This is a genomic window from Sphingopyxis sp. P1IMeth2, from assembly GCF_900185685.1.
GTDB lineage: Bacteria > Pseudomonadota > Alphaproteobacteria > Sphingomonadales > Sphingomonadaceae > Sphingopyxis > Sphingopyxis terrae_A.
Map to the genome: position 1 here is coordinate 16,279 of NZ_FYAT01000017.1, position 12,242 is coordinate 28,520.

Annotated in this window: 10 protein-coding genes; 5 read left to right on the top strand and 5 right to left on the bottom strand. The window is 63.0% G+C overall.

All coding sequences use genetic code 11. The features are described 5' to 3' along the window. Window positions 1–132: 132 nt before the first annotated feature. Window positions 133–831: an aspartate/glutamate racemase family protein gene (locus P1IM2_RS16840; RefSeq protein ID WP_186403196.1), complete on the top strand. Its 699-nt coding sequence runs from the start codon at window positions 133–135 to the stop codon at window positions 829–831. Window positions 832–850: 19 nt separating this feature from the next. On the opposite strand, the gene trmFO is transcribed toward P1IM2_RS16840, so the two are convergent. Next, window positions 851–2,200, bottom strand: a complete 1,350-nt coding sequence (trmFO, locus tag P1IM2_RS16845; protein WP_186403322.1) for a methylenetetrahydrofolate--tRNA-(uracil(54)-C(5))-methyltransferase (FADH(2)-oxidizing) TrmFO — start codon at window positions 2,198–2,200, stop codon at window positions 851–853. Window positions 2,201–2,273: 73 nt separating this feature from the next. On the opposite strand from trmFO, the gene P1IM2_RS16850 reads away from it, so the two are divergent. Then, on the top strand, window positions 2,274–2,930 hold the full coding sequence (locus tag P1IM2_RS16850; RefSeq protein WP_062902333.1) for a lysoplasmalogenase family protein: 657 nt from the start codon (window positions 2,274–2,276) through the stop codon (window positions 2,928–2,930). Window positions 2,931–2,936: 6 nt separating this feature from the next. On the opposite strand, the gene P1IM2_RS16855 is transcribed toward P1IM2_RS16850, so the two are convergent. The 3 genes from P1IM2_RS16855 to P1IM2_RS16865 all read right to left on the bottom strand — a co-directional run bounded on the left by P1IM2_RS16855 (window position 2,937) and on the right by P1IM2_RS16865 (window position 5,161). Next, a complete protein-coding gene (locus tag P1IM2_RS16855) occupies window positions 2,937–3,398 on the bottom strand; it encodes a host attachment family protein (protein WP_186403197.1) in 462 nt (153 codons plus the stop codon). Window positions 3,399–3,468: 70 nt separating this feature from the next. Next, window positions 3,469–4,341, bottom strand: a complete 873-nt coding sequence (locus P1IM2_RS16860) for a TauD/TfdA family dioxygenase (protein WP_186403198.1) — start codon at window positions 4,339–4,341, stop codon at window positions 3,469–3,471. A gap of 31 nt (window positions 4,342–4,372) precedes the next feature. Then, window positions 4,373–5,161 (bottom strand): cyclase family protein, encoded by a 789-nt coding sequence (locus tag P1IM2_RS16865; RefSeq protein ID WP_062902336.1) that lies wholly within the window; start codon window positions 5,159–5,161, stop codon window positions 4,373–4,375. A gap of 107 nt (window positions 5,162–5,268) precedes the next feature. On the opposite strand from P1IM2_RS16865, the gene P1IM2_RS16870 reads away from it, so the two are divergent. Continuing rightward, entirely contained in the window at window positions 5,269–6,903 is a 1,635-nt protein-coding gene (locus P1IM2_RS16870) for an MFS transporter (protein ID WP_186403199.1), read from the top strand. 42 nt (window positions 6,904–6,945) lie between these two features. Continuing rightward, complete coding sequence (gene alr / locus P1IM2_RS16875; protein ID WP_186403200.1) at window positions 6,946–8,007, top strand: alanine racemase; 1,062 nt, start codon at window positions 6,946–6,948, stop codon at window positions 8,005–8,007. Between the two features lie 143 nt (window positions 8,008–8,150). Here the strand turns inward: alr and P1IM2_RS16880 are convergent, their stop codons facing one another. Next, entirely contained in the window at window positions 8,151–11,174 is a 3,024-nt protein-coding gene (locus tag P1IM2_RS16880) for a TonB-dependent receptor domain-containing protein (protein ID WP_186403201.1), read from the bottom strand. Between the two features lie 517 nt (window positions 11,175–11,691). On the opposite strand from P1IM2_RS16880, the gene phaR reads away from it, so the two are divergent. Further along, the gene (gene phaR, locus P1IM2_RS16885; protein WP_186403202.1) at window positions 11,692–12,231 is read left to right on the top strand and encodes a polyhydroxyalkanoate synthesis repressor PhaR; all 540 of its coding nucleotides are present in this window, start codon (window positions 11,692–11,694) and stop codon (window positions 12,229–12,231) included. Window positions 12,232–12,242 lie beyond the last annotated feature (11 nt).

The window sequence follows — 12,242 nt, forward strand, 5'->3', positions numbered from 1 at the left end:
GCATCCAAAAGATTGAGGGGCATTGACCCGAATCGTCATCCCGGCGAAGGCCGGGATATCAACCTCGCGTCGGAAATGGACGGCGAGACCCCGGCCTTCGCCGGGGTGACGATGAAGGGATAGACGTCACCCATGCGCAAAATCGGTTTGATCGGAGGAATGAGCTGGGCATCGACCGAGCTTTATTATCGGCACCTCAACAAGGGGCTGCAAAAGCGGATCGGCACCGGCTGTTCGGCGCCGATCCTGATGGAAAGCCTGAATTATTGCGATCTGTCGCGGCTCTCGACCCCCGAGCAATGGGATCATGCGAAGGAGGTGCTGATCGCATCGGCGCGGCGGCTCGAGGCGGCGGGGGCGACGGCGCTGATGATCGCGGCCAATTCGATGCACAAGGTGGCGGACGACGTCGCCGCGGCGATTTCGATCCCGCTGCTCCATATCGTCGACGAAACGGGCGAAAAGATGCGCGCCGACGGCGTGAAGGCGGCGGCGGTGATTGGCACCCGCAATGTCATGACCGAACCCTGGTTCCGCCAGCGGCTCGTGCGCCACGGCCTGACGCTCGCCCCCTATGACGCGAGCCGCGCCGAGGAGATCGACCGCATCATCTATGACGAGTTGATGCAGGGCAAGGTGACCGAGGATTCGCGCCGGACGATGCGCACCTTCATCACCGACATCGCCAAGCAGGATATTCAGGCGCTCGTCCTGGCCTGCACCGAACTGGTGATGCTTGTCGATCCCGACGCGAACCTGCTGCCGGTGTATGATACGGCGCGCATCCATGTCGCCGCGGGTATCGACTGGATATTGGGCGACGCACCCTGATTGCCGGAGGTGCGTGCCGTTACGCGGCGACGCCGTCCGCCACTTTCATCCACTCGGCCAGCGCCGCGCCCGCGCGCTGCGTATAGGCGAGCTTGCGGTCCTTCTTGCGGACATCCTCCGCAACCGGCGGGAACAGCCCGAAATTGACGTTCATCGGCTGATAGGATGCGGCGTCGGCGCCGCCGGTGATATGGCCGAGCAGCGCACCGAGCGCCGTTTCGGGCGGCGGCGGCGGTAGCGAACGACCGCCGAGCTCGGCGATCGCAAAGCGCGCGGCGACAAGGCCGATCGCGGCGCTTTCGACATAGCCTTCGCAGCCGGTAATCTGGCCTGCAAAGCGGATATGCGGCGCCGACTTCAGGCGGAGCTGGCCGTCGAGCAGTTCGGGCGAACGGATGAAGTTGTTGCGGTGAAGACCGCCCAGCCGCGCGAACTCGGCCTTTTCGAGCCCCGGAATGGTGCGGAACAGCTCGACCTGCGCGCCATGCTTCAGCTTGGTCTGAAAGCCGACCATATTCCACAAGGTGCCGAGCGCATTGTCCTGGCGGAGCTGGACGACGGCATATGGCCAGCGCCCGGTGCGCGGATTGTCCAGCCCGACGCCCTTCATCGGTCCGAAGCGCAGCGTTTCGATGCCGCGTTCGGCCATCACCTCAATGGGCATACAGCCCTCGAAATAGGGCGTGTCCTTTTCCCAGTCCTTGAAATCGGTCTTGTCGCCGTCGATCAGCCCCTGGACGAAGGCATAATATTGATCCTTGTCCATCGGGCAGTTGATATAATCCTTGCCGTCGCCGATCGGCCCGACCTTGTCCCAGCGGCTCGCCATCCAGGCGATGTCCATGTCGATACTGTCGCGGTAAACGATGGGCGCGATCGCGTCGAAAAAGGCAAGCGCGTCCTTCCCCGTTGCGACGCCGATGCTCTCCGCGAGGCTGGCGGCGGTGAGCGGTCCCGTCGCGACGATCGTCAGGCCCTCGGTCGGCAGCGTGTCGATGCGTTCGCGCACGATCGTGACATTGGGATGCTCGGCAAGCGCTTTGGTGACGCCGCCCGAAAAGAGATCGCGGTCGACCGCGAGCGCCGATCCGGCGGGAACTTTTGTGGCATCGGCTTCGCGCATGATGATCGAGCCCAGGCTGCGCATCTCGCGGTGGAGCAGGCCGACGGCGTTGCTGTCGCCGTCATCGCTGCGAAAGCTGTTGGAACACACCATTTCGGCGAGCGTGTCGCCCTGATGCGCCGGGGTCATGTCGCCGCCCCCGCGCATTTCGGACAGGCGCACGCGATAGCCCGCTTCGGCAAGCTGCCATGCCGCCTCCGATCCTGCGAGGCCGCCGCCGATGATATGAATGTCGTGAGCCACTATACGCTATCCGTTGACTTGTACCCGATCCGCCGCGCAGTAGGCGCCTTGTGAGGAAGATGCAAAGGGGTGGGCGATGAGCGATGAACGGGGGTGGGATCGCGCGCGGTGGATTTGGTGGCTCGCGCTGGTCGGCGGTGTCAGCTTTTTTGTCGCGGTTCATCAGCATTGGCACGGCCCCGCGATCTGGGCGTGGAAGACGAGCGGGGTTGCGCTGCTCGCCTTGTGGGCCGCCGCGAATGCGCGCGGCACCGACGGCCGCCTGATCGCACTGGCGCTCGGTTTCGGGGCGCTCGGCGACTATCTGCTCGACGCCAGGGGGCTGATCGTCGGCGCGCTGGCCTTTGCCGCGGGGCATGTCACCGCGATCATCCTTTACTGGCGGAACCGGCGCCCGGCACTGTCGGCCCCGCAGCGCTGGCTCGGCTGGCTGACCGTTCCAGCGGCGCTCGTCATCGCCTGGGGGCTGACGCGCGGTGCGCCCGACGGCGCGGCGGCCGTCGGCTATACCGCGCTCGTCGCCGCGATGGCGGCTTCGGCGTGGACGAGCCGTTTTCCGCGCTATCGCACCGGGATCGGCGCGATGCTGTTCCTCGCGAGCGACCTGTTCATCTTTGCCGGGGAGGGCGGTGCGCTTTCGAAGGACGTCACCCTGTGGCTCGTCTGGCCGCTCTACTTTGCGGGACAGGCGCTGATCGCCTGGGGCGCCGTATGGACGCTGGTCAAGGAATAGACGCGGTCACGAGGGCGGCGCCCCATCGCCGATAAGCAGTGCCTCGATATCCGACACCGGACGGTCGGTCATTTCCTTGACATGCTCACCCACGAGGCGGCGCTGCACTTCCTTGTGCCACAGCGGTCGCAACTCGCCCATCGTGCGCGCGGGCGCGACGATGACGAGATCGTCGAATTCGCCCGCGAGCGCCATCGCGTTGACCTTTTCGCTAAGATCGCGCGCAAAGCGATCTTCCTCCTGCTGGTGGAAATCCGTTTCGTGCATCGTGTCCTGAAACGCCCCAGTAGCCGGAGGGCGGCCCGAGCGGCCCGCGGCGTCGGTCTTGATGTCGCTGTCCTTACGATCCTCGCGTTCGCGATGCGATGCGGTGCGCAGGTCGATCTGATGCTCATCGCCGAGATTGCGCAAAAATAATGCCTTGCGACCGTCTGCGACGAGGACGAGCGTGTCGTGGGGAATAGTCATACCATGGCTCCCTTCTCGGAAAAGCCAACGCATGGGTCTGCGGCGAAGTTTCGCCAATCGGGGATATTCCCTAGGCGCGCGAACGGTGCGCGCCGGGCTCATCGCCGTCCCACGCTGCGATCGTGGTGCGGTGGAGCAGGCGGTCGTGACCGTCATAGCCGCCGGTCGCACGGTGGAGTACCGAGCGATTGTCCCACATCAGCAGCATTCCCGCGTCCCATTTGTGGCTGTAGCGAAATTCCTCGCGCTCCTGCCAGTGCAGCAGTTCGACGATCAGCGGCAGTGCTTCGGCGTCGTCCATATCCTCGATCCCGATGATATAGCCCGCGCAGCCGAACAGGCCCTCGCGGCCCGTTTCGGGGTGCCTGCGGATGATCGGGTGCGCCTGCGTCGCCATCGCCGCTTCGCCGGGGCGGATGTCCATGCTGCGGCCCTTGTCGTTCGCGCCATACATGCCGGAGGGGGCGTAGCCGCCGCGCGCGCTGTGGATCGCGCGGCGCCCCTCGATCCGGGCGCGCAGCGCGTCCGGCATCGCGGCGAGAGCCGCATGCTGGTTCGCGAATTCGGTGTTGCCGCCAATCGGCGGGATGGTGATGCCGTAAAGACAGGTTCCGGCTGGCGGCCTTGCCTGAAAGCTCCAATCGCTGTGCCAGTTTTCGGCGAACAGCGGCGCGGTTTCGTCGGCGCGGCGCTTGACCGCGATGACGTGCCGTCGCCCCGGAACCGGCGCGATGAAGGGATCGTCGCCGAAGCCACCGAAATATTGGGTGAACCGCTCCAGATCGTCGTCACCCAGCGACGGGCCGGGAAAGGCGAGGACATGATGGTCGAGCCACGCCGCGCGGATGTCGGCCACGACGCCGGCCGAAAGCGGCTGCGTCAGGTCGATGCCGGTGATCGCGGCGCCGCACGCCTGGCCGCTGGGGGTGATCGTGATAGCCATGGCGCGATGCTGCGCCGTTCGCCCGCCGCCGTCAATCGGTGTGCGAAACCGGTGCGCCATCGATCAGCGCGACGGCGCGGATCCAGCCGGCGCTCGCGCGCTCGATCTTCACCGGGAAACAGGACAGCGTCCAGCCGGTCGGGGGCAGCGCGGCAAGGCCCGTCAGCTTCTCGATCTGGTAATAAGGCCGGATCCGTCCCGCCTTGTGGCCTTCCCAGATGATCGACGGATCGCGCGTTTCGGCCCAGCGTTTCGCGGTATGGCTGAACGGTGCGTCCCAACTCCACGCGTCGGTGCCGACGACCTTCACGCCGCGCTCGGTGAGATACAGCGTTGCCTCGGCACCCATGCCGCAGCCCTGATCGGTGAAATTGTCGGTGCCATAGATCGCGCCCGACTGGACGAGCACGATGTCGAACGGCTGAAGGGTGTGGCCGATCCGCGCCAGTTCGGCCTCTACCTCGGCCGCGCTGACGACATGGCCCGCGGGACGATCCGAAAAGTCGAGTTTGACGCCGGGCCGGAAAAAGAGGTCGAGCGGCGCCTCGTCGATGCTGGGCGCAGGCGTCGCGCCCGCATCGGTCGTCGAATGGAAATGCCACGGCGCGTCCATATGCGTGCCGTTGTGCGTGCTCAACGTCAGGCTTTCGACCGCCCAGCCTTCGCCATCGGGAAGGTCCTCCTTTGCGAGTCCCGGAAAGAACATCGCAATCTGTTCCCACGTCGTTTCGTGGGTCATGTAGCTGATTTGCGGGCGCATCACCGGCGGGTCGGAGACGACGTCGTTGGTGATCGGGATCGAAAGGTCGATGAACTGCATGGCCCGCAATCTGCCACCGATAGGCCGCCGCGCCAAGCGAAGGCTTGCGCGCGGTCGGGCGCCCGCTAGAAACGGGGGCAAGCCCGAACCGGGGCAGGGGAGAGTATATGACCGACGCAGCCGCCGTCGCCGATCATGGTGCGGTCTATGAGCCGACCGCGAAGGATATTCGCATGGTCATCGCCGCATCATCGGCGGGCACCATCTTCGAATGGTATGACTTCTTCATCTACGGCACGCTCGCGGCGATCATCGGCAAGGCCTTTTTCCCCAGCGACAACGCCACGCTGGAGGTGCTGCTGGTGTGGGCCGGCTTTGCCGTCGGCTTCGGCTTCCGGCCGCTCGGTGCGGTGCTGTTCGGCTTTCTCGGCGACCGGCTGGGGCGCAAATATACCTTCCTCGTCACCGTCACCCTGATGGGGATCGCCACCGCCGGGGTCGGCATGATCCCCTCGGCGGCAACGATCGGCATCGCGGCGCCGATCATCGTCATTCTGCTGCGCATATTGCAGGGATTGGCGCTCGGCGGCGAATATGGCGGCGCGGCGGTCTATGTCGCCGAACATTCGCCGCCCGAACGGCGCGGTTTCTATACCAGCTTCATCCAGGCGAGCGTCGTCGGCGGCTTCGTGCTCAGCTTGATTGTCGTGCTGTCGTGCAAGGCGGCGATGCCCGCCGATGTTTGGGAAAGCTGGGGCTGGCGGGTACCGTTCCTGCTGTCGCTGCTGCTGCTCGCGATTTCGCTGTGGATGCGGCTCAAACTTTCCGAAAGCCCGGTCTTCCAGGCGATGAAGGAAGAAGGAGAGATCGCCAAGAATCCGCTGAAGGAGAGCTTCACCTATCCCGGCAACCCCAAGCGCATCTTCGTTGCGCTGTTCGGGATCGCGGCGGGGCTGACGGTCATCTGGTACACCGCGATGTTCTCCGGTCTCGCATTTCTGAAAGGCCCGATGAAGGTGGACGACACTGCGGCCGAGGTCATCGTTGGCCTCGCCGCCGCGCTCGGCATGGGATTTTTCATCTGGGCGGGCAAATTGTCGGACCGGATCGGGCGCAAGAAGCCGATCATCTGGGGCTATGCGGTGACACTGGTCGTGCTTTTCCCGCTCTTCTGGATGATGGGCGCAGTTGCCAATCCCGCGCTCAAGGAGGCGGCGGCAAAGGCGCCGGTCGTCGTGACCGGCAGCCAATGCTCCTACAATCCCTTCGAACAGAAGCAGCAGACGACCGCTTGCGGCCGCACGATTGCCGAACTCACCAAGCTGGGCGTACCCTATCAGGTGCAGCCGTCGGCAAGCGGCTTCAACAGCGTAAAAATCCATATCGGCGGCCGTGAGGTCGCCAGCGAAGATCCGGCGCTGCTGAGGCCAGCGCTCGAGGCGATGGGCTATGACTTCGACAAGCAGATACCTAGGATCGGCAGCCTCGCCGTAATCCTGCTCGCGCTGCTCGGCCTCAGCGCGCTGTCGGGCTTTACCTATGGCCCCGTCGCCGCCTTGCTCGCCGAGATGTTCCCGCCGCACGTGCGCTATTCCTCGCTGTCGATCCCCTATCATATCGGCACTGGCTATTTCGGGGGCTTCCTCCCGTTCATCGCCAGCCTGATCGCCGCAGTGACGGGCAATGCCTATGCGGGCTTGTGGTACACATGGGGCGTCGTGCTCGTCGCTTTCCTGGTCGCCGCCTTCATGCTCAAGGAGCCGGTTCCCGGCGAATGGGACAAGCGCGCCGCCGACGCCTGAACGGCCATTGGCGACAGGTTCGTTCCCGGCTAGGGCGAAGCGATGATCGACATTGCTTCGCCGCTCCGGCTCCGTCTCGATTCCGCCGCGCTCGTCCATAACTGGCGCTGGCTGGCCGAACGCAGCGGCCCGGCGGGGTGCGGCGCGGCGGTGAAGGCCGATGGCTATGGCCTCGGCGCCGGCGCCATCGTGCGCCATCTTGCGGCGGCGGGATGCCGGCATTTCTTCGTCGCGACCTGGGCCGAAGCGGCGGCGCTGATGCCCTTGCCTGCGGGCGTGTCGCTATCGGTGCTGCACGGCGTGGGCGCGACCGACATGGTCGCCGCGCGCACGCTGCCCGCACGGCCGGTGCTCGCGAGCGTCGAACAGGTGGCGCGCTGGCGCGCGGCAGGCGAAGGCCGTCCGTGCGACGTGATGGTCGACACGGGCATGAACCGGCTCGGCCTGCGTGTCGAAGAGGCGTTGGGCGGGGCGCTCGACGGGCTCGGCATCGTCAATCTACTCAGCCATCTCGCTTCGGCGGACGAGGACAGCGCGCAAAATGCGGCACAGCTTGCCGCTTTCCGCGCGGTGCGGAGCCAGATCCCCGCGCAGCGTTACAGCCTCGCGAACAGCGCCGGCATCTGCCTCGGGCCCGATTATGCTTTTGACCTGACCCGTCCCGGGCTTGCGCTCTATGGCGGCTTACCGCGCGGCGAGGCGGCGGGGCACATCAGGCAGGTCGCCTATCCCCAAGCGCGCGTGCTGCAGGTGCGGACTGTCCCGGCGGGCGAAACGGTGGGCTATGGCGCTACTTGGACCGCGCCGTGGCCCACACGGGTAGCGATCGCGAACCTCGGCTATGCCGACGGCTATCTGCGCTGCCACGCGGGAACCGGCGGTGCGGCATGGGAGGGCCGCGCGCTGCCGCTGATCGGCCGCGTCTCGATGGACCTCACCGCCTTCGACGCAAGCGCCGCCGAAGGCATAGGCGAGGGCGACTGGCTGGCGCTGGACTATGACCTGCCGACCACCGCCACCACGAGCGGCCTGTCGCAATATGAATTGCTGACCGCGTTGGGCGCGCGATTTGCGCGGGTCGAGAGCAGGCTCGCCGGACGATAGTTGGAGGACGCAAAGCGACAAAAAAAGAGGACGCTCAAAGAGCGCCCTCAGATTGTTTATCCAGTATAATGAAAGTTTCTTTCGGTCGACGCCCTTGTATTCTCGTGTAAGACCGCCGCCAAATCAAACGCTTATGAAAATTGTCAGAACACCTTGGCAGTGAAGTTCATGAAGAAAGTGCGACCGACAAAATCATATCCACTGTAAAGCGGGGCGTTCCCAAGACGGTTGAAGACATACGCAGAAATCTGCGGCGGCTCCTTGTCCGTGAAGTTCTTCACGCCGGCGGTGAGGGTGAACTTTTCCAGTTTCCACCGAATCGATGCCGAATGAGTGAAATAGTCCGGCGTAGCAAACTGGTAGATACTGTTGTTACGATCTTCTCCGACTGCCGCAAAGCTATCCATTTTACCAACCCAGTTAAGGCCGTAGTAGAAGCTGACTTTCCCGATATCATAGGTGACGTCGAGGTCGCCAGTCCACTTCGGATAGAAGATCTCGCCGTTATCTTCATCGAGCGGATCGTTGGGGTCAATGTTGCTTGCTTGCTGAAGGTACCGCGTCGCGCTTGCGTTGAGGCGCAGCGTCGTTTCACCGATCGGCAGGACATAGCGCAAATTGAAGTCAAGACCGCGAACCTTATTGGTGGCGATGTTGATGAACGCGTTTGTGACGGTCGCACGATACGGGTTGGTGCCGGTCGCTGATTCACGCGTCACCAACGAGCAGAGCTCACCGCCGTTGTTTCCGGCTGCAAACTGTGGGTCGTTGTAGCACGACGAAATGATGTTCCCACCGCCGAACTGGGCAACGCCATTATTTACTTCGATATTGAAGTAATCAACCGCGAGTTCGAACTTTCCGACCGACGCTGGGAGCGGCGGCTGAATGACCGTTCCCACGGTCCAGCTCTTCGAGGTTTCCGCCTTGATGCCGCTGCCTGCACCGCCGGTGGTCAAAACGCGAACGTTCTGACCGAGCGGCGATCCCGCATTGCCGTCACCATAGGTGGTCGGAAGGCCCGCAGCCTGACAATTCTGGTAGATCGTGGTCGAGGGATCGCGATTGCCGTACTGGTAGCAAGGATCAACCGTGTTCGACAGAAAGCCTGCCGTCGGCGACTGGAACTGCTCCGACAAAGCTGGGGCGCGATACGAGGTGCCGTAGGTGCCGCGGAACGACAATGCCGGAACCGGCGACCACACGGCGCCAAGCTTGTAGGTCCAGCCATCTCCGTAGCTGTCATAGTCGGTGTAACGGACCGATCCGTTGAGCGACAGTACGTTGAAGAACGGCCGGTCAGCGAAAATCGGCAGATCAATTTCGCCGAAGACTTCCTTCACGGCGTCTTTGCCTTGGGTAATCCCTGCGGTGGAGAACGAGTACAGCTGGCCCGTCTGCTGCTCGATGGGCGGTTGGTCGTCGATCTTCTGTTTGCGGTATTCTGCGCCAAGCGCGATTCCGACATCACCGCCCGGCAGGGTGAACAGGCTTCCGCTGACCTGGCCCGAAACGGTCGTTTCCCAGAACTTCGTAGTCCCGCGTACCTCCGGCGCTACGAAATCCAGATAGCTTTGCGGAATGTCGCCGTTGACGACCGCTCCGGTAAGGGCTGGCGCAGCGACGCAGCCATTGGATGTGTCCCGGCAAACATAGCCACCCGCACCATTAGACACAACGTCCATTGCCTGGATCATGCGCGAGGTGATGAGCTGCTGCAGGTAATATTCGCCCTTGTTATAGGACGTGCCAAAATAGAGGTCGTACGTCCAATCTTTGAACGGCAAGTTGCCACGGATACCCCCGCCGAAGCGCGTATAATCGACGCGCTGGCGACCCTCATAGTTGCGGCTGCTGAAAACGCGTACCCCGACAGCATTGCCGCCCGACTGGTCAGTTGCACCGATATTCGAGAACTGCAGTTCCGCGGGGATCAACGGGCTTCCGCGCCAATAGTCGATGATAGCCTGGAAGAAGGTAGGCTGCGTCGATTCGCGACGAGTGAAAAGGCCATCGAAATAGATTTCCGCTTCGCCCAGCGCATGCAACTGGAAAGCGCCTTCGAGGTAACCACTATAGTTGGTGGTCGGTGATACAAGCGAACGATTGAAGAACTTGTCGTTGACAGTGTCGCGGTTGCCGAGGGCCGACGATCCGCCGCCATTGACGCCTTCCCAGCCGGGGACGCTGCCGCCCGCTGCAGGATTGAAGCGGAATCGGTTGAACGTTCCGATCGCCGGATTGCCCGGTCCACCCGCCGCGCCAGCGATCGTGCTCGTGCCGATCGTGTTAACCGTCACGCCGCTAACCCCGGTATATCCGGTGGGATAGCACTTGGGCTTGCCCGTCCGCGGATCTATGAAGTCGCCTGAACCAAACGGCTGCCCGGGAGCCGAGGCGACATATTCGGTCTGGCACCGCAGATAATCGTGCGCGTCGAACTTGAGGATGTCGCGATCGTATATCTCGAACGAGCCCGAGATATGGAAACGATCACTGTTATATCCACCGATCACCGCGAGACGACGGGTCGTGCCCTGACCGACTTCCGGAATCGAAATGCCGCCGTCGAGCGTGAGGCCCTTGACCTTGCGGTCGGTAATTATGTTAACGACGCCTGCGATCGCGTCGGAGCCATAGATCGACGACGCGCCGTCCTTCAGGATTTCGATGCGCTCCACAATGGCGTTGGGCAGGACGTTAAGGTCTGCCGAAGCGACGCTGCCGCTCGTGCCGGACGGGGCGAGGCGGCGGCCGTTGAGCAGGATCAGCGTGCGAGCCGGACCGAGGCTGCGGAGTGAAAGGGTGTTGGCACCCGGGCCGCCGCCGGTGATGAAGCCGGTGAAAGTGTTGTCGATCTGACGCGCGCCAGCCGTTACCGATGTGCTCTGCAGTACTTCCGAGGTCGAATTGAAGCCTGCCACGGTCGAATCGTCACGGGTCAATACCGTAATCGGCGACGGTGAGTTGAAGCTGTCCCGACGGATGCGCGACCCGGTGACGACGATACCCGAATCCGCTTCGGCGCTCGTTTCCTCCGAATCGCAGATGCCGTTGTTATTGGCATCGACGCATTCGACAGCAGTGTCCTGCGCAAAGGCAGGCTGGCTCACGGAAATTGCTACTGCAAATGCAGCAGCACCCACAAGCAGGTGCGACTTAGTCATAGATAACTCCCCGGTTGCCCGTTCAAAATGCCAAATGAACGGATTAGACCCTAGAAAGACGGAAAGCCGGGGAGGCACAAGCCCCTCAAGGCAATTTTCTTACAGGTTGAAGACGAACGGTTGAATCTGTGTCTTTGGTGCAACAGTTGCGCCATGTCGGCCCTTCATCGTGATACTAATTTGCTAATCTTCTTGCGAAATGTCTGTCTGCATAGGGCCATCTCAAGGAAAAATGATGACGAAATGGAGGTTTCTCGTGAAACTATATTACGTGGCCGCATTTACGGGTCGAGCGGTCGTCCTTGCGCTACTGCAGCGGGGCGTGCCGAAATCTGCCGGTGAGAAATGAAGCAGTCCACGTCGCTGCGGCGGAACCCGATGCGGCGCTTGGCCGAATCATCACCGCCGACTGCACTTATGTTGCGGCGCGTCATGAATTGATGCTAATGCCGGACTTTGTCACATCGGCGCCGCGGCAAGCGATCGCGCGCCGCGCCGGAAGAGGAGCCGCCGCAGCATGGCCAAGTCCAAAACGACCGCCGAGGGCGACGTCGTTACGATCAAGAAATATGCGAACCGGCGGCTCTATGACACCGAACGCAGCTGTTACATCACGCTCGACGATCTGGGCGCCATGGTGCGCGAGGGGCGCGAATTTCGGGTCGTCGATGCCAAAAGCGGCGACGATATCACGCATAATGTGCTCACCCAGATCATCATGGACACCGAAACGCGCGGCGAAACGCTGCTGCCGGTCAATTTCCTGCGCCACCTGATCGGCATGTACGGCGACAAGATGCAGTCGATGGTGCCCCAATATCTGGAAGCGTCGATGACCGCGTTCCGCAAGAACCAGCAGGATGTGCGTGCCGCGTTCGAGGGCGCGCTGGGATCGAGCCCGCTCGCCGAGCTGACGCGCCGCAACATGGAAATGTTCCAGCAGGCGGCGGGCGCCTTCATCCCGGGTGTCGGCGGCGGCAAGGCCAGGGATGCCGAAATTGCAGCGCTCAAGGCCGAAATCGCCGACCTTAAGGCCGAGCTCGCCAAAAAGAAGTGACACATCGGGGC